The sequence below is a fragment of the Plantactinospora veratri genome (assembly GCF_036421995.1).
Taxonomy (GTDB): Bacteria; Actinomycetota; Actinomycetes; order Mycobacteriales; family Micromonosporaceae; genus Plantactinospora; species Plantactinospora veratri.
This window is the reverse complement of the sequence record NZ_JAZGQL010000020.1, coordinates 113,356-136,229: the sequence shown is the minus strand read 5'-3', so window position 1 is coordinate 136,229 and position 22,874 is coordinate 113,356. Positions and strand designations below refer to the sequence as shown.

Genomic DNA, 22,874 nt, shown 5'->3' with positions numbered 1-22,874 from the left:
CCGCGCCGCGCCGTTTGGGCGACCGGCGCGCGGTTTGGCGGCGACGCGGCCGGGAACGGGCTCCGGCGGCCGGTTCGCGGCAGCCGCGCCGTTTCGCAAACTGGAGCGATGTGAACAGCCCTCGCAAAACGCACGGGCCCTGCTCTGCCAGCATCAAGCTGTGCTGGTCGTGACGACGGATCACCTACCGGGGTACGAGATCCGCGCGGTACTCGGCGAGGTCGTATCTTCCCAGGCCCGAACCCGGAACCCGTACCGGGAAGGCGTGAAGAACCTCCGTGGTGGCGCCTATGACCCCAAGGCGCCCGAGAACCTCACCCGCTGGCGTACCGACGCCGTGCAGAAGCTGGGTGAGGAGGCGACCCGGCTCGGCGCGAACGCCGTGATCGGGATGCGGTTCGACCATCGCGAGGTCGGCGAGATGTGGATGGAACTCTGCGCGTACGGCACGGCGGTGGTCGCCGTCCGGCAGCCACCGGAGAATCCACCCAGCGACCAGCCGAAGGTGGCGGCCGAGACGGCACACCTGGCGGAGCCGCTGGACTCCGGGGCGATCGCCGAGGCGCCCAGCGCACCGGACCTCGGCAGCGCCGCCGGCACCCCGACACCCCGAAACTGAGCGCAAGGAAGGGCCCCCGCTTATCGTTTTCGGTAGATGAAGGGGCCCTTCCTAACGCCCTGACGGGTTGCCGGCCGGGATCAGAGGATCGGCGCCGGGTCGTACGCGGCGGCGTCGGGGTGCGCCGCGACCACCGCCGCGATCCGGTCGGCCACGGCCCGGACCTGGGCGGACGCCGCCCCGGTGAAGCCGGCACGGTCGGCGACCAGCTCGTCGATCTCGGGCCGGGTCAGCCCGAGCCGGCCGTCGGCGGCGAGCCGGTCGAAGAGGTCGTTCTCGGCGGCGCCCTTCTCCCGCATCGCCAGCGCCACCGCGACCGCGTGCTCCTTGATCACCTCGTGCGCGGTCTCCCGACCGACCCCGCGCCGCACCGCCGCGACAAGAATCTTGGTGGTGGCCAGGAACGGCAGGTAGCGGTCCAGTTCCCGGGCGATCACCGCCGGGTACGCGCCGAACTCGTCCAGCACGGTCAGGAAGGTCTGGAACAGCCCGTCGGCGGCGAAGAACGCGTCCGGCAGCGCCACCCGGCGCACCACCGAGCAGGAGACGTCGCCCTCGTTCCACTGGTCGCCGGCCAGCTCGCCGACCATCGACAGATAGCCCCGGATGATCACCGCGAAGCCGTTCACCCGCTCGCTGGACCGGGTGTTCATCTTGTGCGGCATCGCGCTGGAGCCGACCTGGCCGGGGCGGAAGCCCTCGGTGGCCAGTTCCTGGCCGACCATCAGCCGGATCGTGGTGGCCAGGCTGCTCGGCGCGGCGGCCGTCTGGGCCAACGCGGAGATCACGTCAAAGTCCAGCGAGCGCGGATAGACCTGGCCGACGCTGTCCAGCACCCGGCGGAACCCGAGGTGCTCGGCGACCCGGCGCTCCAGCTCGGCCACCTTGGCCGGGTCCCCGTCGAAGAGGTCGAGCTGGTCGGCGGCGGTACCGACCGGCCCCTTCACGCCGCGCAACGGATAGCGCTCGATCAGGTCGGTCAGCCGCTCGTACCCGATCAGCAGTTCCTCGGCGGCGCTGGCGAACCGCTTGCCCAGCGTGGTCGCCTGGGCGGCGACGTTGTGCGAGCGGCCGGTCAGCACCAGGTCGGCGTGCTCGACGGCGAGTCGGGCCAGCCGGGCCAGTGCGGCGACCACCCGGTCCCGGACCAGTTCCAGCGAGGCGCGGACCTGTAGCTGCTCGACGTTCTCGGTCAGGTCCCGGGAGGTCATCCCCTTGTGCACCTGCTCGTGCCCGGCCAGCGCGCTGAACTCCTCGATCCGCGCCTTCACGTCGTGCCGGGTCACCCGCTCCCGGGCCGCGATCGAGGCGAGGTCGACCTGGTCCAGCACCCGCTCGTACGCCTCGACCGCGCCGTCCGGCACCGGCACGCCGAGATCGCGCTGCGCCCGGAGTACGGCCAGCCAGAGGCGGCGCTCCATCCGGATCTTCTCCTCCGGGGACCAGAGGGCGGCCAGCTCGGCCGAGGCGTAGCGGTTGGCGAGGACGTTGGGGATGCTGGTCACCCCGCCATTGTCTGCCATCCCGGTCCGGATCCGTCCGGCGGGCGGTCCGGGCCCTGGACAATCGCGTTGACCCTCCAGTCGCTGGAATCCATAGCTTCGCCGGCATGGCACCGCAGAAGAAGATCAACCGCCAGCTCACGCTGGAACTCGACGCCGGTAACGCGGCGATGGTCGACATCGGCAAGATGCTCGGCCCGACCGGCGTCAACACCCGGCAGCTCAAGCTCGACTACGACGCCGCCACCTCGGCCCAGCGCGGCGAGATCGTTCCGGTGGTCGTCACCGTCTTCGACGACCGGTCGTACGCGCTGCGGTTCAAGACGCCGCCGACGGCGTACCTGATCCGGAAGGCGCTCGGGCTGGCCGGTGGTTCCGCACGGCCCGGCTCACAGGCGGTGGCCACGATCTCCCGTCAGCAGCTCCGGGAGATCGCCGAGCGGAAGTTGCCCGACCTGAACACCGACGACGTGGCGGCGGCGATGCGGCAGGTCGCCGGCACGGCCCGGTCGATGGGGGTACTCGTCACCGACGACTGAACAGCGTCGGCGGGGTCCGGCACCGGTGCGGTGGGTGGGGGCGGCGGCACCACCCGACCCGGCCCGCCGGAGCCGGACCCGCTGCCGGCGACGGAGCGCCCGGCAGCACGGCTGGGCGCGGCGGCACGGCTGGGCGTGGCGGCACGGCTGGGCTAGGAGACGCCGACTCGACTATCAAACAGTTGTTTGGGAGTGGTGTCGCGATCTCGACCTGGACCTGAGAGGCGTTACGTCGCACGGTTAGCGCATCTGGTGTCCAGGTCACCGATCCCGACGGTTGTCGGGCTCACGGGCTGCGGTGCGGGCTCAGCGTTCCAGGATCGCCACCACGCCCTGGCCGCCGGCCGCGCAGATCGAGATCAACCCGCGTCCCGAGCCGCGCTCGGCGAGCAGCTTGGCCAGGGTGGCCACGATCCGGCCGCCGGTGGCGGCGAACGGGTGGCCGGCGGCCAACGACGAGCCGTTGACGTTCAGCTTGTCGGGGTCGATCGTGCCGAGCGGGGCGTCCAGGCCCAGCTTCTCCTTGCAGAACTCCGGCGACTCCCAGGCGGCCAGGGTGGCCAGCACCTGCGACGCGAACGCCTCGTGGATCTCGAAGTAGTCGAAGTCGGCCAGGGTCAGCCCGGTCCGGGCGAGCAGCCGGGGTACGGCGTACGCGGGGGCCATCAGCAGCCCCTCGTCGCCGTGCACGAAGTCGACGGCGGCGGTCGTCGACGCGCCGAACCAGGCGAGTACCGGCAGGTTGTGCGCCCTGGCCCACTCCTCGGAGGCGAGCAGCACCGTCGACGCCCCGTCGGTGAGCGGGGACGAGTTGCCGGCGGTCATGCTGGCCCGCTCGGCGTCCGGCCCCCGGGTGCCGAAGGCCGGCTTGAGCCGGCCGAGCTTCTCCACGCTGGTGTCGGGGCGGAGATTCGCGTCCCGGGTCAGCCCGAGGTACGGCGTGACCAGGTCGTCGAAGAACCCCCGGTCGTACGCGGCGGCGAGCCGCTGGTGCGACCGGACCGCGAGTTCGTCCTGGGCCTGCCGGTCGACGTTCCACCGCCGGGCGGTGACCGCCGCGTGCTCGCCCATCGACAGTCCGGTACGCGGCTCCGCGTTGCGCGGGATCTCCGGCCGGAACGGCTGGGCCGGGCGGAGCCGGCTGGCGGCCTTCAGGCGCCCGCCGAGGGTACGGGCGGCGTTGATCTCCAGCAGGGTGCGCCGCAGTTCCTCGTTGACGGCCAGCGGCGCGTCCGAGGTGGTGTCCACGCCACCGGCGACCCCGACGTCGATCTGACCGAGCGCGATCTTGTTGGCGACCAGGATCGCCGCCTCCAGGCCGGTGCCGCAGGCCTGCTGGAGGTCGTACGCCGGGGTGTGCGGGTCGAGCCGGGAGCCGAGTACCACCTCCCGGGTGAGGTTGAAGTCCTTCGAGTGCTTGAGCACCGCCCCGGCGGCCACCTCGCCGAGCCGCTCGCCGGCCAGGCCGAACCGGGCGATCAACCCGTCCAGGGCGGCGGTCAGCATGTCCTGGTTGGACGCCTTTGCGTACCGACCGTTGGAGCGGGCGAACGGGATCCGGTTGCCTCCGAGGACCGCGACGCGGCGTACGGTTTCCATGGTGACGCCTCCAGAACGCAGGGTTGTTCCTACCTTACCCGCGAGTAGGCTTCTCTCATGAGTGACAGGTACGCGAGCTTCGCCCACACCGGTCCCGGCCGGGCGCTGGTCAAGCGCCTCGGCCTGCCCGACCCGCCCAGACTGCGCCGGTACCGCCCCGGCGACCCGCTGACACACGGCCCGGTACGCCTCGACGCCGCCTCCGGCGGCCGCCTGGTCGAACCGCTGGCCAAGGTGCTCACCTCGGCCGGCGTGGAGATCTCCGATCCGGCCACCATCCGGCCCACCGGCGGCGACGGCCGGGTGCCGCCGCAGGCCGCCCTCCTCTACGACGCCACCGGCATCACCGACTCGGCCGGGCTGCGTGCGCTCTACGACTTCTTCCACCCGCTGGCCCGGGCGCTGCACCCGTCCGGCCGGGTGGTCGTCTTCGGCACGCCGCCGGAGTCCTGCGCCACCGCGCGGGAGGCGACGGCGCAGCGCGCCCTGGAAGGGCTGACCCGGAGCATCGGCAAGGAGTTCGGCCGGGGTACGACGGCGCAGCTCGTCTACGTCGCGCCGGGCGCCGAGCGGGCGGTCGAGTCGACCCTGCGCTTCCTGCTCTCCGGCCGTTCGGCGTACGTCTCCGGACAGGTGGTCCGGATCGGCCCGGCCGAGGTGCCGGAGGTCGACTGGGCCCGCCCGCTGGACGGCCGGATCGCCCTGGTCACCGGTGCCGCCCGGGGGATCGGGGCGAAGGTCGCCGAGGTGCTGGCGGCCGACGGTGCCCAGGTGGTGGCCCTGGACGTACCGGCCGCCGGTGACGCGCTCGCCGAGGTCGCCAACGCCGTCGGCGGTACGGCGGTACAGCTCGACCTGACCGCGCCGGACGCACCGCTGCGGCTCGCCGACCACCTCGCCGACCGGCACGGCCGGGTCGACGTGCTGGTGCACAACGCCGGGATCACCCGGGACAAGACGCTCGGCCGGATGCAGCCGGACTGGTGGGACTCGGTGCTGGAGGTCAACCTCACCAGCCAGGAGCGGATCAACGACGTACTGCTCGACCGGGAGCTGATCCCGCCCGGCGGGCGACTCATCGGGGTCTCCTCGATCGCCGGGATCGCCGGCAACCGGGGCCAGACCAACTACGCCACCTCCAAGGCCGGGGTGATCGGCCTGGTGCACTCGATGGCTCCGGTCCTCGCCGAGCGCGGCATCACCGTCAACGCGGTCGCGCCGGGCTTCATCGAGACCCGGTTGACCGCCCGGATCCCGCTGGTGCTCCGCGAGGCCGGCCGGCGGATGAACAGCATGGCCCAGGGCGGCCTGCCGGTCGACGTCGCCCAGACGATCGCCTGGTTCGCCTCGCCCGGCTCGGCCGGCGTCACCGGCAACGTGGTCCGGGTCTGCGGCCAGAGTCTGCTGGGGGCGTGATGGCGCAGCTGCCGAACGACACCGGGGACAGCACTGCGGACGAGCCCGGGAGAGCACCGGGGAGGTCCGCGGTCGAGCTGGCGGCGCTGCCGGCCCCCGGGCCGCTCTACCGGCGGGCGGCGATCGGGCTGGCCCCGAGGTTCGGTGCGGCCCGGCGGGCCGACCGGCTCCCCGGGACCGGACTGCTGGTCCGGGCGGTCACGGTCGACCGGGACCACCTCGCGGCGTACGACCGGGTCTGCGGGTTCCGGCTCGCCGACGCGCTGCCGCCGACCTATCCGCACGTACTCGCCTTCCCGCTGGCGTTGCGCCTGATGAGCGCGCCGGAGTTTCCGCTGCCCCTGGTCGGCCTGGTGCACGTGGCGAACCGGATCACCACGTACCGGCGGATGGACGCGGCGGAGCCGCTGGACCTGGCGGTACGCGCCGTCGACCTGCGCCCGCACGACCGGGGCCGGCAGTTCGACGTGGTCTGCACCGCCTCGGCCGACGGGGAGGTGGTGTGGCGCGGAGTGTCGACGTACCTGCGGCGGGAGCGTACGGCGGCCGGCGGCCGGGGCGACTCCCCGGAGCAGCCGGCGGCGCCGGCCCCGACCGCGCTCTGGCGGCTGGGCTCCCGGGTGGGCCGGGACTACGCCCGGGTCTCCGGCGACCACAACCCGATCCACACCTCGCGGGTCGCCGCCCGGCTGTTCGGCTTCGCCGGGCCGATCGCGCACGGCATGTGGAGCAAGGCGCGGTGCCTGGCGGCGTTGGAGGGGCGGCTGCCCGACGCGTACACCGTGGAGGTGGCCTTCCGGCGGCCCGTGCCGCTGCCCGGTACGGTCGCGTTCTCCGCCGACCCGGCCCGGAGTTTCGGGCTGTACGACCCGTCGCGTGGTCGCGCCCACCTGGTCGGCGAGGTGGCCGCGACCGGGGTCTGATCCGGTGTGATCCGGACTGATCGCGCTCTCGCCCCAAGCCCGACAGGACGGAACAAACATCGAGATTCGTCGTTGACACGACTGGATGTGCATCGATAGTCTTCGTTTGATGCTGGAAAGCGCTTTCCAGCATCCCCGTCCCCAACAAGTGCGCGCCCGGAACCGCCGGCCGCACCGTCCACCATCGCTGGCGGCGCCCGCGTCCCACCCGCGACCCGGCCGCCGAGGTGGATCACTTCCGCTCGGAGGTATCTGTGTCCAGCACCGAAACCACCACGTCCCAGCGCGTACGACGGCTCACCCGGACGCCACTGCTCGCCGCAGCCACCGCCGCCGTACTCGTCACCACCTCGATGGTCGCGACGCCCAGCGCGTCGGCCGCCTCGTTCAACATGCAGGGCTGGGCGACCCAGTGCGGTGGCACCACCGGCGGCGGCAACGCCTCCCCGGTGACGGTCACCAGCGGCAGCCAGTTGGTCAGCGAGATGCAGGCCAGCGGTGCGCGCGTGATCCGGGTCTCCGGCAGCCTGTCGATCAGCGGCATGCAGAAGGTCGCCGCCAACAAGACCATCATCGGGGTGGGCAGCAACGCCGCCATCACCGGTGGCGGGCTCAACGTCGCCAGCGTCAGCAACGTCATCATCCGGAACATCAACTTCCGGAACTGGAGCGACGACGCGATCAACGTGCAGTACTCGACCCGGGTCTGGATCGACCACAACAGCTTCAGCAACGGCTCCGACGGCGCGGTCGACATCAAGCGGGCCTCGGACTGCGCCACCGTCTCCTGGAACCGGGTCTTCGACCACGACAAGTCGTTCCTGCTCGGCCACTCCGACGACAACGCGAGCGAGGACAGTGGCAAGTTGCGGGTGACGTACCACCACAACTGGTTCGACGGCTCCAACCAGCGGCACCCCCGGGTCCGCTTCGGCAACCCGGTGCACGTCTTCAACAACTACTACAACAACGTCGGCGGCTACGGCGTCGCCTCCACCGAGGGCGCGGGCGTGCTCGTCGAGGGCAACTACTTCGAGAACACCGACGACCCGTACCACCTCGGTGAGGCCAGCTCCGGCCCCGGCACCCTGGTCGCCCGGAACAACCACTTCGTGAACTCCGGCAGCGGCCAGACCGGCGGCAGCGTACGGAGCCTCCCGTACAGCGTCAGCGTCGACCCGGCCGCCAACGTCAAGTCCATCGTCACCGGCGGCGCCGGCACCGGCCGGATCTGACCGTCGGCACGGCTGATCCGACCCCGCACCACCGGCGACGTGACGGGTGCTCCGGTCCCACCGGACCGGAGCACCCGTACCCCCGTTCCCGCCGACCGTCGGCCGGGCACCTCGGCAGCGCGGCGCCCGAGCGGTCAGCCGGCCGCCTCGTAGCGCGGCCGCGTCTGCGGCACCGGTCGGCGACCGGCCAGGGCGACGGCGGCGACGCCGACCCGGGCCAGGGCCAGCAGTCCGGCCAGCACCGCCACCGCCACGATCGCGTCACCGACATCCGGGGCGAAGAGCCGCACCTGCGTCAGCCCGGCACCGTCCCAGGCCGCCGGGATCGCCCAGGTCACCCCCACGGCCAGCCCGGCGCAGCCGGCGACCCAGCCGGCCGCTCCGGCGAGGATCCGGCGGCGCGACCCGGCCGCTCCGGCCGGGCGACGGAGGAGCCGGAGTACCGACCAGGCCAGCAGGCCGAGCAGGAGCACCGCGACCACGCCCAGCCCGGCGAGCAGCCGGGTGAAGGTCGGATCCTTCGCCGCACCGGCCTCCGGCTCGGCGCCGCCGAGGATCCGGGCCACGTTGAAGGCCGCCGAGACGAGCGGACCGTCCATCGCCAGGCTGTAGATGTTGGCCAGCACCACCACGGCCAGATCCGACCCGGGTACCAGCACGATGTGGCCGAACGAGTTCGCCGTCGCCCCGGCGTGCCAGACCACCCGCTCGGCCGGACCGCCGAGCGTGCCGTCCCGCCACCCCATCGCGTACCGGCCACCGCCGCCGGTCGGGACCTGGCCGGTGTGCAACTGCGCGACGCCCTGTGGGGACAGGACCGCGCGACCCGAGTACCGGCCGCCGGCCAGCTGTGCCATCGCGTAGCGGGTCACGTCGGTGAGGCTCGCCGCCAGGAAACCGTAGGTCACGCCGGAGCCGTCGAAGCCCGGGTCGAAGCGCCGCGGACGGCCGAGGTAGTAGCGGTGTCCGGGCGGTACCCCGACCGCCTCCGCCTCGGCACCGGTGGCGGCGGAGTCGACCATCCCGAGTGGATCGAGTACATGCCGGCGCAGATATCCGCCGTAGCTCTCCCCGGTCACCTCCTCGACCAGTACGCCCAGGATCATGTAGTTGGCGTCGCTGTACTGGTGGACTCCGCCCGGCTCGGCCGTCGGCCGGACCGCCGCGAGGTCCCGTACCGCACGGGCCAGCGCGCCGGGCGTGTTGTCGTACCGGTCGGTGAGCCCCATCGCGGCCACCTGCGGCAGCCCGCTGGTCTGGATGAGCAGCTGCCGTACGGTGATCCTGGCCGCGACCGGATCGTCGGCCAGGCGCAGCCACGGGACGTACCGGCGGACCGGTGCGTCCAGCTCGACCCGGCCCGCCTCGACGAGCTGCATCACCGCCAGCGCGGTGAACGACTTCGTCACCGAGCCGAGCACGAACGGGGTGTGCGCGGTGATCGGGTTGCCGTCACCGTCGACCCCCCAGGTGCCCTGCCCGACGACCCGGTCGCCACGCACCACCGCGTACGCCAGCCCCGGCGTGCGAACCTCGGACATGTACTCCCGCAGGTAGCTCTCCACCCGGGCCAGTTCGTCCGGTGCGGGCACTGCGGCCGCCGACCCGGTCCCGGCGGCCACCGCCGCCGGCAGGGCGAGCACCGCCGCCAGCACCGCCCGGACGGTGTGTCGCAGGCTGGATCCCATTCGTGTTTCCTCCCCGTGAGGTGTCGCCGGCCGACGACTCAGCCGATCTGGCTGAGTAGCCGCTCCAACTCGGCCAGCCGCTGCTTGACCTCGGTCGTCTCGTCGCGGGTGCCGCGCAGCTCGGCACGGAGCGCGGCCAGTTGCTCGGCGGTCGCGGCGGTGGCCTCCGCCGTCCGGGTCTCCGCCTCGACGACCCGCTCGACCAGTGCGCGGTACGCCGCCTCGCCGGCCGTGCTCCGCCGGGCCCGGTAGAAGCCCAGGGCGACGAAGCCGACGACGGCGACCAGCGCCACCCCCAGTACGGCGGACGCGATCGTGGCGGTCTGCGCGATGTCCAGCGCGGCCGACGCGACCGTGGTGGTCTGCGCGATGTCCGGCTCGGCTGCCAACAGTGTGGTCACCTGCTCGTGTCCTCTCCCGATCCGCCCGCTGCCGGGCCGTTCCCTCCGGTTCCGCCAGTTCCGGGCTCCGCCGCCGCCAGCGTCGGGACGGCCCCGGCGATCACCTGCGGGGTGAGTGCCAGCGCGAACGGCACCACCTCGAAGTACTTCACCGAGCTGCCGTCCCGGGCCGTCTCCAGCTCGCCGACGACCAGGCCGGCCGCCTCCAGCCGCTGGAGGTGCATGTAGAGCAGCGGCCGGTTCATCCCCAGCCGACGGGCCAGTTGACTGACATAGCTGCGGCCCTCGACCAGCGCCGCGACGATTCGCAGCCGGTGCGGGCTGGCCAGCGCGGTGAGCATCCGCAGCAACTGCTCCCCCGAGGGCGGGGCCTGGTCCATGCGTCCGGTTCCCTTCCTGGATGTCAGTCTCGTCTGACACCCCCTGTCAGACGAGACTGACACCCCGGACGGCAGACGTCAAGTGACGGATCGGCGACGGCGAGGGCGCGGGCGACGCCGGAAGGCCGTCGGAACAGCGGGGGTGTCAGTCCACCGGGGCGGACGGGGGGCGCCACGAGCGGCCGGCGAGCAGGTTGCCGGCGCCGGTCCAGACGAAGTCCATCATCCGGCCGGCCATCGCGTCCGGGTCGGCGTCGGGGTGGTCGGCCAGCCAGTCGGCGACCGACTCCGAGGCGCCGACCAGGGCATACGCCATGACCTCCAGTTCGGGCTCGCGGACCTCGCGGCCGTCGGCGGCCAGGCCGCGGGCGAGCATCCCGGCGACCACCTCGATGATCCGGCTGCGCATCACCGCCACCTCGCTGGCGAACGGCCGCTCGCCCCGGGCCTGCCGGTAGAGGACCGCCCAGCCGTCCCGGTGCGCCCCGACGAACCGGAAGAACGCCCGCAGGCCGCGCCAGAGCCGCTCCTCGAACGACAGGTCCGGCACGACCGCGCCGACGATCGCCTCCACCAGCCGGGTCCCCTCGCGGTGCAGGCAGGCGGTGAAAAGCTCCTCTTTGGACCCCAGATAGGCGTAGACCATGGGTTTGGAGATGCCTGCTCCGTCGGCGATCTCGTCCATGCTCGCCGCGTGGAAGCCACGTCGGGAGAAGACCCGGACCGCGGCGTCGAGCATCTGCTGCTCCCGTACGGCCCGGGGCAGCCGCCGGAACGCGGGCGGAGTCGACACCCTTGCGAGCTTACCTACTCGTGCGTAAGGTTACGCGTGAGTAACCAATAAAGTTGACCGGAACAGCGACGACCACCAGCAGCCCGGAGGACTCTCGAATGACCGACTTCGACCCGGCGAACTTCGCCTCGCTCGAGCCCAAGCAGTTCGCCCAGATCGTCAAGTCCACCCCGGACGACAAGCTGGCCGAGGTGATGAGCGGCGACCTGCGCGGCAAGGTCCTCGACGCGGTGTTCGGCCGGATGCCGTCGCTGTTCCGGGCCGACCGGGCCGGCAACACCAACACGGTCATCCACTGGACCATCACCGGCCGGGCCGACGGCGGCTCCGACACCTACGAGATCGTCATCGAGAACGGGACCTGCCAGGTCTCGGAGACGCCGCAGCGGGAGCCGAAGCTCACCCTCACGATGGGTCCGGTGGAGTTCCTCAAGATCGTTTCCGGTGGTGCCAACCCGGTGATGATGTTCATGACCGGCAAGCTGAAGGCAAAGGGCGACCTAGGGCTGGCGGCCAACATCGCCAATCTGTTCGACATCCCGAAGGCCTGACCCCCGGCACCCGGGCCCGGCCGAGTCGGCGCCCCGGGCACCGAATCCGACGACCGACGAGGGGACGGCGTGACCGAGTTCTCGCTCGACCTGAACGAAGAGCAACGCGACCTGCGGGACTGGGTGCACGGCTTCGCCGCCGAGGTCGTGCGCCCGGCCGCCGCCGAGTGGGACGCCCGCGAGGAGACCCCCTGGCCGGTGATCCAGGAGGCGGCGAAGGTCGGACTGTACGGCTTCGAGTTCATCGCGAACTGCTGGGCCGACCCGACCGGGCTGTCCCTGCCACTGGCCAACGAGGAACTCTTCTGGGGCGACGCCGGCATCGGCATGGCCCTCTTCGGCACCACCCTGGCGGTCGCCGCCATCTACGGCTCCGGCACCCCTGACCAACTGGTCGAATGGGTACCGCAGTGCTACGGCGACACCGACCGGCCGGCCGTCGCGGCGTTCTGCACCACCGAGCCGGAGGCCGGATCCGACGTCTCCGCCATGCGTACCCGGGCCCGTTACGACGCCGCCGCCGACGAGTGGGTGCTGACCGGGCAGAAGGCGTACGCCACCAACGGCGGGATCGCCGCCGTGCACGTGGTGACCGCCTCGGTGGAGCCCGAACTCGGCTCCCGTGGCCAGGCCGCCTTCGTGGTGCCGCCCGGCACCGAGGGGCTGACCGCGACGAAGAAGCTCAAAAAGCTCGGGCTGCGCGCCTCGCACACCGCCGACGTCTTCCTCGACGAGGTACGGGTGCCGGGCCGCTGCCTGCTCGGTGGGCCCGAGGCACTGCGCGAACGGCTCGACCGGGCCCGCTCCGGCCAGCGCGGCAACAGCCAGGCGGCGATGCGCACCTTCGAACTCTCCCGGCCGACGGTCGGGGCCCAGGCGATCGGGGTGGCCCGGGCGGCCTACGAGTACGCCCTGGCGTACGCCCAGGAGCGGATCCAGTTCGGACGGCCGATCATCGAGAACCAGGCGATCGCGTTCCAGCTCGCGGACATGCGGATGGAGATCGACGCCGCCCGGCTGCTGGTCTGGCGGGCCGCCTGGATGGGCCGCAACAACCGGCCCTTCAGCGCGGGCGAGGGCTCGATGTCCAAGCTCAAGGCCGGCGAGGTGGCCGTCTCGGTGACCGACCGGGCGGTGCAGATCCTCGGCGGCGCCGGCTTCCTGCGCGAGCACCCGGTCGAGCGCTGGTACCGGGACGCCAAGATCTACACCATCTTCGAGGGGACCTCGGAGATCCAGCGGCTGGTGATCTCCCGGGCCATCTCCGGTCGCCAGATCCGCTGATCGGAGCCACCCTTGCCCTCGGACCTCGCGTTCCTCGTCAGCACGCTGACCCGGCGTGGACTACTCAAGCCCGGCTCGCCCCGGCGGGTCGCGGCACAACTCGGCGCGCTGCGGAACTGGGGCTTCAGCCTGGTCGGCGAACTGCGCCAGGCGGCGGCCCGGGACCCGGACCGGACCGCGCTGATCGACGAGGAGCAGGGCGAGATCAGCTACCGGGAGCTACTGGACCGGGCCGAACGGCTGGCCCGGTCGCTGCGGGCCCGGTACGGCATCGCGGAGGGCGACCGGATCGGGGTGCTCTGCCGCAACCACTCCGCCCTGGTGGAGACGGCCCTCGCCGGCGGGCTGCTCGGCGCCGACATCGTGCTGGTGAACACCGGACTCTCCGGGACGCAGCTCGGCACCGTCACCGAGGAGCAGCGGATCCGGCTGCTGGTGCACGACGCCGAGTTCCTCGACCGGGTGGTCGGGCTGCCTGCCGAGGTGGAGCGGGTCGACGAGCGGGAGTACCCGGACCTGGTCGCCGGAGCGCCCCTCGGCGAGCTGCACCCGCCGGGCCGGGACGGCCGGACCATCGTGCTCACCTCCGGCACCACCGGTACGCCGAAGGGCGCCCGCCGGCCCACCCCGAACGGTCTCGGCCCGCTCGTCGCGATCATCGGCCGGATCCCGCTGCACAGCGGGGTCCGGATGATGATCGCCGCCCCGCTCTTCCACACCTGGGGGTACGCCGCGCTCCAGATGGCCTTCGCGCTGCGCGGCACCGTCGTACTGCACCGCAGGTTCGAGCCGTCGGCGGCGCTGGAGGCGGTGGAGCGGCACGGCTGCACCGCGCTCTTCGCCGTACCGGTGATGGTGCAGCGGCTGCTGGAGGTGCCGCCACCGGCAACCCGGCCCCCGCTGGAGGTGGTGGCGGTGAGCGGTTCCGCGCTGCCCGGCGGGCTGGCCACCCGGTTCATGGACCGCTACGGCGACGTGCTCTACAACCTGTACGGCTCCACCGAGGTCTCCTGGGCGGCCATCGCCACTCCGGCCGAGCTGCGCCGGGCGCCGGCCACCGCCGGTCGGCCGCCGCACGGCACCCGGCTGGTGATCGTCGACCCGCGCGGCGAGCCGGTCCCGACCGGCCAGGTGGGCCGGATCCTGGTCGGCAACGAACTGCTCTTCGAGGGGTACACGACGGGCGGCCGGGAAACGGACGGCCGGGGCGACCCGGCCGGCGGGCGGCTGCTGGACACCGGCGACCTCGGCCACCTGGACGCCGACGGGCTGCTCTTCGTCGACGGCCGCGCCGACGACATGATCGTCTCCGGCGGCGAGAACGTTCATCCGTCCGAAGTGGAGAACCTGCTCGCCGAACTGCCCCAGGTACGCGAGGTGGCGGTGATCGGCGTACCGGACCGGACGTACGGGCAGCGGCTGGCGGCGTACCTGGTGCTGCATCCGGGCGAGACGCTCGACCCGGACGCGGTGCGCGAGTACGTCCGCCGCTACCGCGCCCGGTTCTCGGTGCCCCGGGACGTGCTCTTCGTACCCGCCCTGCCCCGCAACGCGACCGGCAAGGTGCTGACCCGGGAACTACGCCGCTACCACCGGGCCTGACCCCCGGCCACCCCTCGGCGGTCGACGGTCAGGCCCCGGGCACGTCGACGGCTCAGGTGGCGACCCGGACGGTGACCGTGCCGATCAGGATCCGGTGGTCGGAGCAGGCGCCGCCGCAGGCGGTGGAGACGGAGAGCGAGTCGCCGGTGTAGGTGCCGACGATCCGGTTCTCGCGTACGAAGATCACGTCGATCTTCTTGCCCTGGACGGGCCGGGCGGCGCCCGCTCACACCTGGGGAATCTCGTGTACCAGGGCCGAGGCGGTCAGCGTCTTGGAGCGCACCTCGCCGCCGCCAACGGTACGGAGCTGGTAGGTGTGCTCGACGTACCCGCCCGGCTGCCCGTCGCCGCAGGGGAAGTCGATCGTCGCGGTGCCGACGGCCGGGTAGGTGTCGTAGACCCCGGGCCCGTCGACGGAGATGGTGACCTTGTCGGCGCCGGTCACCTTCCATTCCAGGACCACCGGCACCCCGGGAACGCGGTTGACGTTCGTACCCTGGTCGCACTGCGGCTTCTGCTTGATCCGGTAGAACACGATGGTCGGACCGCCCGGCTTCTTGCCCGTCGTACCGCTGTCGCCGCCGCCACCAGGTCTGCCGGTGCCGCCGCCCGGCTGGCCGCCCTGGCCCGCCGGGCTGCCGGTCGGTGCCGGCGTTCCGGCCGCCTCGGCCGGCGGGGCACTGCCCAGGCCCGCGTCACCGGTGGCCGGCGCCGAACCGGCCGGTGTGGACCCACCGGTCTCGCTGGTCACGCAGCCGGTCGCGGCGATCGCGATCGCGCCGCCGAGTGCGACCAGCGCCGCCCGAATCAGGTACCTGTGCATGGTCGCTCCTCCGGCAGTGGGATCCCCGGGACCGACGGCCGGGGTTGATCTGACGGTAGGGGAATCGGTCGGAGCCGCGAATCACGACTTCGTGCCAGCCGGCACAGGTCGCGGTCCGCCCCCGCCGCCCGGTGCCGACGGGCTCAGCCGGCCGGCGACTCGACGCGGTCGGGCGCGGCGAGCCGGCCCGCCGCGGCGAGCGCCGCGATGTCGGTCCGGTGGTGCGCGCCCGGCAGGTCGATCCCGGCGACCAGCTCGTAGGCGGCGGCCCGGGCCGTGTCGAGGTCGGCGCCGAGACCGGTACCGGCGAGGACCCGGCCCCCCGCGGAGACCAGCGCACCGTCCGAGTCCCGGTGTGCGGTGCCGGCGTGCACGATCCCGGCCCGCTCCGCACCAGTGATCACGTCACCGGTCCTGGGCGTACCCGGATAGCCCGCCGAGGCGACCACGACGGTGACCGCCGCACCGGACCGCCAGCGCAGCGGCGGATGCGCGGCCAGCGTGCCGGTGGCCGCCGCGTGCAGCAGGCCGACGAGCGGCGTCTCCAGCAGCGCGAGTACGACCTGCGTCTCCGGGTCGCCGAACCGCGCGTTGAACTCGATCACCCGTGGCCCGTGCCGGGTGATGGCGAGCCCGACGTAGAGCAGTCCGCTGAACGGGGTGCCCCGACGTCGCATCTCGGCCAGGGTCGGCTCGACCACCGTCCCCATCACCTCGTCGACGGTGCCCGGGGGCAGCCACGGCAGCGGCGCGTACGCCCCCATGCCGCCGGTGTTCGGGCCGGTGTCGCCGTCGCCGACCCGCTTGAAGTCCTGGGCCGGCAGCAGCGGCAGCGCGGTCTCGCCGTCGGTGACCACGAAGAGCGACACCTCGGGTCCGGCCAGGTACTCCTCGACGACGACCCGGCCACACCCGGCGGCGTGGTCGAGTGCCGCCGACCGGTCGCCGGTGACCAGTACGCCCTTGCCGGCGGCGAGCCCGTCGTCCTTGACCACGTACGGCGGGCCGAACTCGTCGAGCGCCTGCGCCACCAGCGCCGATCCGATCCCGCTGCCGGGATTGTCGACCGTCCGGGCCCGGGCCGTCGGCACCCCGGCCGCCGCCATCACGTCCTTGGCGAACGTCTTGGAGCCCTCGATCCGGGCCGCCTCGCCGGACGGACCGAAGCAGGGGATGCCCTTGGCGCGTACCGCGTCGGCGACCCCGGCGACCAGCGGCGCCTCCGGACCGACGACGACCAGGTCGGCCTGGACCTCGACGGCGAGCGCCGCGACCGACGCCGGATCGGTGGCCTGCACCGGGCGCAGCTCCGCGACCGCGGCGATGCCCGGGTTGCCCGGCGCGGCGATCAACTGGTCGACGGCCGGGTCTGCGGCGAGGCCGAGCGCCAGAGCATGCTCCCGCCCGCCGCCACCGATAAGTAGTACGCGCACGGCCACCGATCCTACGGTCAGGGGTGTAAGGAAGGGCCCCCGCCTATCGTTTTTTGTTGTACAGGGGGCCCTTCCTTACACCCCTCGGGGCGGGATCAGTTCGTGGCGGACGATGTTCTCGTCCCGGCCGGGGCCGACGCCGACCACGCTGACCCGGGCCCGGGACAACTCCTCGATCCGGGCCAGGTAGCGGCGGGCGTTCTCCGGCAGCTCCGCCTCCGACCGCGCCTTGGAGATGTCCTCCCACCAGCCGTCCAGCTCCTCGTAGATCGGCTTGGCGTGGTGGATCGCGGTCTGCGTCATCGGCATGTCGTCGTACCGCTCGCCGTCGATCTCGTAGCCGACGCAGATCGGCACCTTCTCCAGCCCGGAGAGGACGTCGAGCTTGGTGACGACCAGGTCGGTGATGCCGTTGAGCCGTACGGCGTACCGGGCGATCACCGCGTCGAACCAGCCGCACCGGCGTTCCCGGCCGGTGGTGGTGCCGTACTCGGCGCCGACCTTGCGCAGGTGGGCGCCGTTGTCGTCGAAGAGTTCGGTCGGGAACGGCCCCGACCCGACCCGGGTGGTGTACGCCTTCGTCACCCCGATCACCTGGTTGATCGCCATCGGCGGGATGCCGGAGCCGACACAGGCGCCGCCGACCGTCGGGTTCGACGAGGTGACGAAGGGGTACGTGCCGTGGTCCATGTCGAGCATGGTGGCCTGGGCACCCTCCAGCAGCACCGTCTCGCCCCGGTCCAGCGCGTCCCAGAGGATCACCCGGGTCTCGGCGATGTACGGCCGCAGCCGCTCCGCGTAGCCCAGGTATTCCTCGGTCACCGCGTCGACGTCCAGCGCCTTGCGGTTGTAGACCTTGAAGAGGATCTGGTTCTTCTCCCGCAGCGCGAGTTCGAGCTTCTTGCGCAGGATGCCCGGGTCGAGCAGGTCCTGCACCCGGATGCCCATCCGGGCCACCTTGTCGCCGTACGCCGGGCCGATGCCCCGGCCGGTGGTGCCGATCCGGGACGAGCCGAGGTAACGCTCGACGACCCGGTCCAGCGCCCGGTGGTGCGGCATGATCAGGTGTGCGTCGCCGGAGATCCGCAGCCGGGAGACGTCGACGCCCCGCTCGGCCAGGCCGTCGATCTCGGAGATCAGCACCTTCGGGTCGACCACTACACCGTTGCCGATCACGATCACCGCGCTCGGCGAGAGCGCGCCCGACGGCATCAGGTGCAGCGCGTACTTCTGCCCGTCCGGAGTCACCACCGTGTGCCCGGCGTTGTTGCCGCCGGAGTAACGGACGACGTAGTCGACCCGGTCACCCAGCAGGTCGGTAACCTTGCCCTTGCCCTCGTCGCCCCACTGCGCCCCGATGAGCACGATCGCCGGCATCTCTAAACCCGCCTCCAGGGGGCTCGGGTGCCAGGTGGCGACCGCGTGGCGAGCCCGGGGTGTCAGGCTAACAAAAAGTGACGACCCGGCCGGCAGAGGCCGGCTGGCGGCAGGAGGCGACTCCCGGTGTACGACGTGGTACTGCTCACCCTCGCCCGGGGTGAGGACACCCCGACGGGTTGTGGCGCGGGCGGCGACTGCTGTTCGTCCGCTGCGGCACCCGACCGGGCGAGCTGCGCGGAGACCCCACGGGTACCGGTGCTGGCCTGCGCCGACGCGCTCACCGAGCGCGGTGCCCGGGTGGAGACGGTGACCGCCCGGTCGGATCGGGAGATCGACGCCGTGCTGGCCCGGTTGGACGGTCCGCCCCGGCCGGACGGGCTCGACTGGCCCGACCCGGACGCTAAGACCCGACTCGTCGTCGCTACAGCGAGTGACGGCCAGTTACGCGCCGTCATGCGCCGGCTGGTCCGCCGGTACGCCCCGCCGCCCAGCCGCCGCCCGGCCGACCTCGCCGCCAACCGGACCGTGCCGGACCTGCCGGCGATCGGCGTACTGCCGCTGGAGCCGAGCCGGTCGGCGGCGTCCGGTCCGCCCCGGGACCTCGCCGGACAACTCGGCCTGCCCCGCGAACCGGCGGCGGTCGCCGGGGCCGTGCTCGACGGTCGGGTACGCCGCCTCGACCTGCTCCGCAACGACGGCGGTTCGGTAACCCTGGACGGCGCGCTGCTCGGTGCCGCCAACGACGCCGGTACCCCGTTGGCCTGGCGCGGTCGGGTGGAGGTGGACGACACCGTGCTGTCGGCCGGCGACGACCCGCTCTTCGCCTGCGCGATCGGCAACGCGGGCGGCTACGCCGAACTGGGCGGGGTGCGCCTGCTGTCCACGGCGGACCCGGCCGACGGCACCGTCGAGGTGGCGGTGGCCGTACCGGTGACCGAACGGTCCCGCCTCGGCCGCCGGACGGTACGCCTCGAGGTCCGGCGGGCGCGTGGCCGTGCGGTCGCGGTCACGCCCCGGGATCCGGAGGTTCCGTTCCTGGACGACGGGGTAACGGGGACCCTCAACCGCAAGCGATCGTGGTGGATCGAGCCGGGGGCATGGGCGGTGTACGACCACTGATCTCTTGTGGAAGGCTGTAGGTGGGACCTTCGTGCCCGGCCCGAGGCCGATCGGCGGGCATATCCTCGGGTGTGGGAGGGAGGTAGGTAGGTCGTGGTGAACAATCATGGAGACCGGGTGTACGTGCCGGGCCAGGTGCCGCCAGCGCCGCAGGAGGCCGAGCCGCTGTGGCCGCCGGACGAGATCGTCGCCGAGCCGCGCGACGAGTCCAATCCGATCAGTTGGGCGCCGGCTCCACCGCCGCCTCCGGACGCGACCCCGCCGGGCCCGATGGCCGGGGTTCCGCAGCCCGTCGCGCACCAGCCCTACCAGTCCACCCCACCGCCTCCTCCGCCACCCGCTGTCCCGGTGCCGCCGGTCCCGCCGTCGTTCGGCCCCGTGCCGATCCCGCCCGCGCCCCCCGTTCCGCCGCCTGTCCCGCCGGTGACCGCCGTACCGCTGCACCCGCCGGTCCCGCCCGTGCCGGCGCCGCCGCCACCACCGGGTCCGGCTCCGCACAGCGGCGCGGCCGAGACCCCGGTGCACTCCCCGACCCGGGTCTGGCCGACGGTCACCCCGGGCAACCAGGGCCGGGCCTCGGTGGGTACCGGTGACATCCATCGCCCGGACGCGGTCGGCCGGGTTCGGCCGGAGTCCCCGGACCGGCTGGCGACGACCGGCGAGGAGCGCACCGGCGGCACCGGTACGGCCGAGCCGCGAGCGGCCGGGAAGGCCAGCGTCAGCCCCACCGCCGGGAAGGCCAGCGTCAGTCCCACCGCGGGCAAGGCGGCGGTCAACCCGGTGAGCCCGTCCGCCGGGAAGGCGTCCGTCAATCCGGCCACTGGCAAGGCGACGGTGAACCCGGTGAGCGGGGCGCCCCCGGTCGCACCGGCCGGCACGGAGCCGGTCAGCGGGGCGGCCCCGACCAGCGGCGCCATACCGGCGAACGACTCCGTCCCGACCAGCACCCCGACCCCGACCGGCGGGGCGATTCCGGTCAGCGGGGCGGCTGGCGGCGGCCAGGCCGCCGGGGCCGCCGAGGCCGGCTCCGGCACGCCGCAGGGCGGGCCGGCGGGGCCGCTGGGAGCGGCCGAGGCGAGCGGGGCCCGGCCGGAAGCCGGGCCGGCCGAGCAGCCGAAAGCCGCCGCGCCGGCCGAGCAGCCGAAAGCCGCCGCGCCGGCCGAGCAGCGGGAAGCCGACCGGGCCGCCGAAGCGGCCGAGCCGGGCGAAGGCGTCCGAGCCGCCGAACCGGCCCGTGGCCGGGCGACACTGCCGGCCACCAGCCGGAGCCAGCCGGAGGGCGGGCCGGCCCGGCCGCCGACCGAGTCACCGTGGGCACAGCCGCCGCAGCGACCGGTCGGCCCGCAGCACGGCGCCCCGGCACCGGTGGCAGCACAACCTGTGGCACCACCTCCGGTACCGGCACAACCGTTACCGCCGCAGCCCGTCTCCGGTCCCGGCCCCGGTCCGGTCAGCGGAGCCGCGCCACCGGTCGGCCCGTACCCGCCCACGATGGCGCCCGGCGCCTACTCGGCGGCGGCGCGTCCGGTGCCGGCCTATCCGCCGCCGCCGTCGCCCCAACAGCCGGTACCGCCGCAGCCGCCGCTACCGCCTCCGGTGGCGGCCCACCCCGCCTACCCGCCGCAGCCGCCGGACCAGCCCGGTCCGCCGGGTTACCCGAGCCAGCCCGGCTACCCGAGCTATCCGCCCCCGCCTCCACCGGTACCCGGCCCGCAGTCCGGCTGGGCACCACCGCCGGTGCCACCGGTCCCGCCGCACCCCGGGGTGACCGAGGTGCCGCAGCAGCCGTACGCCGAGTCGGCCGGGGTGCAGGGGGTGCCAGCGCAACCCGCCTACCCCGACCCGCTCTGGACACCGGACTCCGGTACCCCCACCGCCGAGGACTTCGCCCGGCGCCGGGCGGTACGCCCCGCCGACCCCGTCGCGCAGACCGGGCTACGCGCCGCGGTCAACAAGACCACGCTGGGGCTGGTGAAGCTCGCCCCGGGGCGGCACGAGCAGGAGATCAAGCAGGACATCGAGATGATCCGCCGGAACTTCGGCGGGTTGCGGCAGGTGACCGTCGTCAACCCCAAGGGCGGTGCCGGCAAGACGGTGGCGATCCTGCTGCTGGCGATGACCTTCGGGCAGAAGCGCGGCGGGTACGTGCTGGCCTGGGACAACAACGAGACCCAGGGGACCCTGGGCATGCGGGCCCAGCAGGACTTCCACTCCCGGACCGTGCGGGACATGCTGCGCGACCTCTACCAGTTCAAGGGTGCGCACGGCCGGGTCGGCGACCTGTCGCAGTACGTACGCTCGCAGAGCGAGGGCATGTTCGACGTCCTCGCCTCCGACGAGTCCGCGACCGGTGGCGAGATGCTCACCGCCGCCGCCTTCGCGGAGATCCGCGAGGTGGTCAGCCGGTTCTACAAGCTGATCTTCGTGGACACCGGCAACAACGTCCGGGCCCAGAACTGGCAGGCGGCGATCGACGCCACCGACCAGCTCGTGGTGACCATGTCGGCCAGGAACGACTCCGCCGAGACGGCCGCCCGGATGCTCGACCACCTGGAGCAGAGTGGCCGGCAGCGGCTCGTCCGGCAGGCGGTGACGGTGGTCTCCATGCCGCCGTCCCGCAAGGAGATCGACCTACCGGCGATCCAGCGGCACTTCGCCGCCCGCACCAGGACGGTGCTGCTGGCACCGTACGAGCGGTTGATCGACACCGGCGAGCCGATCCGGTACGCCGGACTCTCGTCCGCGACCCGGGACGCCTGGCTCAAGATCGCCGCCTCGGTGGCCGAAGGGCTCTGACCCCGGTCACGACGACGACCCCGGTCGCGGCGTTCCTGGCCAGGACGCTTCTGGTCACGGCGCGTCTGGGCACGACGCTTCTGGTCGGGTCGGCTCGCCGACGGCCGGGAGCGGGTCGGGTGGCCGCCCGGCCGCCGACGCCGGACCGGTGCCGGTCAGGTGCTGGAGAGGGCGTCCCCGGCCGCCGGGTCGCAGTCGCGGAGGAACTGCGCACAGCGGGCCGCCTCGTCGGACTCGCCGATCTCGCCGGCCGCCCGGGAGAGCACGTGCAGGCAGCGCAGGAACCCCCGGTTCGGCCCGTGGCCCCACGGGACCGGGCCGTGCCCCTTCCAGCCGCTGCGGCGGAGCTGGTCCAGGCCCCGGTGATAGCCGGTGCGGGCGTACGCGTAGGCGGCGACGACCTGGCCGGAGTCGAGGGCCCGCGCGGCCAGCGCCGCCCAGGCGGCACTGAACGTCGGGTGCTGCGCGGCGGCCGAGGCGTACGCCTCGTCGGTGTTCGCCGCCCGCGCGGCGGCGAGGGCCGACTCGGCCTCGTCGTCGCCGGGCAGCAGGGTGGCCGGCGGTTCGGGCAAGAGGTTCTGCATCGGACCATTCAACCCGGCCGCCGGCTGCTCCGGCGAGCGGGGTATGTCACGGGGCTGGCTGAAAGGCTGAGTGATCTGTCACGCGTGCGGCCGGTGCGGTACCGGCGGGACTGGACTACAAATAGAGATCCGGAGCCTCCCCAGGACCCGGTAACAGAGAGCCCGGCGACCTGGTGTCGTCGGGCTCTCGCCGGTTCCGGGCGGGCC

At 73.2% G+C, this 22,874-nt stretch carries 20 protein-coding genes and 1 pseudogene; 10 read left to right on the top strand and 11 right to left on the bottom strand.

From position 1 onward, the window contains the following. Nucleotides 1-160: 160 nt before the first annotated feature. Nucleotides 161-619 (top strand): YbjQ family protein, encoded by a 459-nt coding sequence (locus V1634_RS24280; RefSeq protein ID WP_318398999.1) that lies wholly within the window; start codon nt 161-163, stop codon nt 617-619. 80 nt (nt 620-699) lie between these two features. Here V1634_RS24280 and purB read toward each other — a convergent pair whose 3' ends face one another. Continuing rightward, complete coding sequence (gene purB, locus V1634_RS24275; RefSeq protein ID WP_331210189.1) at nt 700-2,124, bottom strand: adenylosuccinate lyase; 1,425 nt, start codon at nt 2,122-2,124, stop codon at nt 700-702. Between the two features lie 104 nt (nt 2,125-2,228). On the opposite strand from purB, the gene V1634_RS24270 reads away from it, so the two are divergent. After that, nucleotides 2,229-2,660, top strand: a complete 432-nt coding sequence (locus V1634_RS24270) for an uL11 family ribosomal protein (protein WP_331210188.1) — start codon at nt 2,229-2,231, stop codon at nt 2,658-2,660. Between the two features lie 306 nt (nt 2,661-2,966). Here V1634_RS24270 and V1634_RS24265 read toward each other — a convergent pair whose 3' ends face one another. Then, nucleotides 2,967-4,259 (bottom strand): acetyl-CoA C-acetyltransferase, encoded by a 1,293-nt coding sequence (locus tag V1634_RS24265; protein ID WP_331210187.1) that lies wholly within the window; start codon nt 4,257-4,259, stop codon nt 2,967-2,969. A gap of 57 nt (nt 4,260-4,316) precedes the next feature. On the opposite strand from V1634_RS24265, the gene V1634_RS24260 reads away from it, so the two are divergent. The 3 genes from V1634_RS24260 (at nt 4,317) to V1634_RS24250 (ending at nt 7,833) form a co-directional block, all read left to right on the top strand. After that, on the top strand, nt 4,317-5,675 hold the full coding sequence (locus V1634_RS24260) for a 3-oxoacyl-ACP reductase (protein WP_331210186.1): 1,359 nt from the start codon (nt 4,317-4,319) through the stop codon (nt 5,673-5,675). After that, the gene (locus tag V1634_RS24255) at nt 5,675-6,598 is read left to right on the top strand and encodes a MaoC/PaaZ C-terminal domain-containing protein (RefSeq protein WP_331210278.1); all 924 of its coding nucleotides are present in this window, start codon (nt 5,675-5,677) and stop codon (nt 6,596-6,598) included. Before V1634_RS24260 ends, V1634_RS24255 begins: the two co-directional genes overlap by 1 nt. A 353-nt stretch (nt 6,599-6,951) precedes the next feature. Beyond that, the gene (locus V1634_RS24250) at nt 6,952-7,833 is read left to right on the top strand and encodes a pectate lyase family protein (protein ID WP_456238622.1); all 882 of its coding nucleotides are present in this window, start codon (nt 6,952-6,954) and stop codon (nt 7,831-7,833) included. A gap of 134 nt (nt 7,834-7,967) precedes the next feature. On the opposite strand, the gene V1634_RS24245 is transcribed toward V1634_RS24250, so the two are convergent. The 4 genes from V1634_RS24245 to V1634_RS24230 all read right to left on the bottom strand — a co-directional run bounded on the left by V1634_RS24245 (nt 7,968) and on the right by V1634_RS24230 (nt 11,095). Further along, nucleotides 7,968-9,521 (bottom strand): serine hydrolase domain-containing protein, encoded by a 1,554-nt coding sequence (locus tag V1634_RS24245; protein WP_331210184.1) that lies wholly within the window; start codon nt 9,519-9,521, stop codon nt 7,968-7,970. 38 nt (nt 9,522-9,559) lie between these two features. After that, the gene (locus V1634_RS24240; protein ID WP_331210183.1) at nt 9,560-9,922 is read right to left on the bottom strand and encodes a hypothetical protein; all 363 of its coding nucleotides are present in this window, start codon (nt 9,920-9,922) and stop codon (nt 9,560-9,562) included. Next, on the bottom strand, nt 9,919-10,302 hold the full coding sequence (locus V1634_RS24235; RefSeq protein WP_331210182.1) for an ArsR/SmtB family transcription factor: 384 nt from the start codon (nt 10,300-10,302) through the stop codon (nt 9,919-9,921). The genes V1634_RS24240 and V1634_RS24235 overlap by 4 nt, the downstream gene beginning before the upstream one ends. Before the next feature lie 145 nt (nt 10,303-10,447). Further along, the gene (locus tag V1634_RS24230; RefSeq protein WP_331210181.1) at nt 10,448-11,095 is read right to left on the bottom strand and encodes a TetR/AcrR family transcriptional regulator; all 648 of its coding nucleotides are present in this window, start codon (nt 11,093-11,095) and stop codon (nt 10,448-10,450) included. A gap of 98 nt (nt 11,096-11,193) precedes the next feature. Here V1634_RS24230 and V1634_RS24225 point away from each other — a divergent pair, with 98 nt between their 5' ends. The 3 genes from V1634_RS24225 (at nt 11,194) to V1634_RS24215 (ending at nt 14,532) form a co-directional block, all read left to right on the top strand. Further along, entirely contained in the window at nt 11,194-11,646 is a 453-nt protein-coding gene (locus V1634_RS24225; protein ID WP_331210180.1) for an SCP2 sterol-binding domain-containing protein, read from the top strand. 69 nt (nt 11,647-11,715) lie between these two features. Next, nucleotides 11,716-12,930 (top strand): acyl-CoA dehydrogenase family protein, encoded by a 1,215-nt coding sequence (locus V1634_RS24220; protein ID WP_331210179.1) that lies wholly within the window; start codon nt 11,716-11,718, stop codon nt 12,928-12,930. 12 nt (nt 12,931-12,942) lie between these two features. Then, nucleotides 12,943-14,532 (top strand): AMP-binding protein, encoded by a 1,590-nt coding sequence (locus V1634_RS24215; RefSeq protein ID WP_331210178.1) that lies wholly within the window; start codon nt 12,943-12,945, stop codon nt 14,530-14,532. 52 nt (nt 14,533-14,584) lie between these two features. Here the strand turns inward: V1634_RS24215 and V1634_RS24210 are convergent. The 4 genes and pseudogenes from V1634_RS24210 to V1634_RS24195 all read right to left on the bottom strand — a co-directional run. After that, nucleotides 14,585-14,734 (bottom strand): annotated as a pseudogene (locus tag V1634_RS24210) (endonuclease/exonuclease/phosphatase family protein); the annotation flags it as partial. Nucleotides 14,735-14,758: 24 nt separating this feature from the next. Beyond that, the gene (locus V1634_RS24205; RefSeq protein WP_331210177.1) at nt 14,759-15,355 is read right to left on the bottom strand and encodes a hypothetical protein; all 597 of its coding nucleotides are present in this window, start codon (nt 15,353-15,355) and stop codon (nt 14,759-14,761) included. Between the two features lie 143 nt (nt 15,356-15,498). Continuing rightward, nucleotides 15,499-16,788, bottom strand: coding sequence for a phosphoribosylamine--glycine ligase (purD, locus tag V1634_RS24200; protein WP_331210176.1), 1,290 nt, complete (start codon nt 16,786-16,788; stop codon nt 15,499-15,501). Nucleotides 16,789-16,863: 75 nt separating this feature from the next. After that, the gene (locus V1634_RS24195) at nt 16,864-18,165 is read right to left on the bottom strand and encodes an adenylosuccinate synthase (protein ID WP_331210175.1); all 1,302 of its coding nucleotides are present in this window, start codon (nt 18,163-18,165) and stop codon (nt 16,864-16,866) included. A gap of 126 nt (nt 18,166-18,291) precedes the next feature. Between V1634_RS24195 and V1634_RS24190 the strand changes: the two genes are divergently transcribed. Together V1634_RS24190 and V1634_RS24185 are read left to right on the top strand one after the other, a co-directional pair. Next, the gene (locus V1634_RS24190) at nt 18,292-19,287 is read left to right on the top strand and encodes a diacylglycerol kinase family protein (RefSeq protein ID WP_331210174.1); all 996 of its coding nucleotides are present in this window, start codon (nt 18,292-18,294) and stop codon (nt 19,285-19,287) included. Nucleotides 19,288-20,346: 1,059 nt separating this feature from the next. After that, nucleotides 20,347-22,083, top strand: coding sequence for a MinD/ParA family ATP-binding protein (locus V1634_RS24185; RefSeq protein WP_407951844.1), 1,737 nt, complete (start codon nt 20,347-20,349; stop codon nt 22,081-22,083). Nucleotides 22,084-22,238: 155 nt separating this feature from the next. On the opposite strand, the gene V1634_RS24180 is transcribed toward V1634_RS24185, so the two are convergent. After that, on the bottom strand, nt 22,239-22,667 hold the full coding sequence (locus tag V1634_RS24180; RefSeq protein ID WP_331210173.1) for a DUF3151 domain-containing protein: 429 nt from the start codon (nt 22,665-22,667) through the stop codon (nt 22,239-22,241). Between the last annotated feature and the right edge of the window lie 207 nt (nt 22,668-22,874).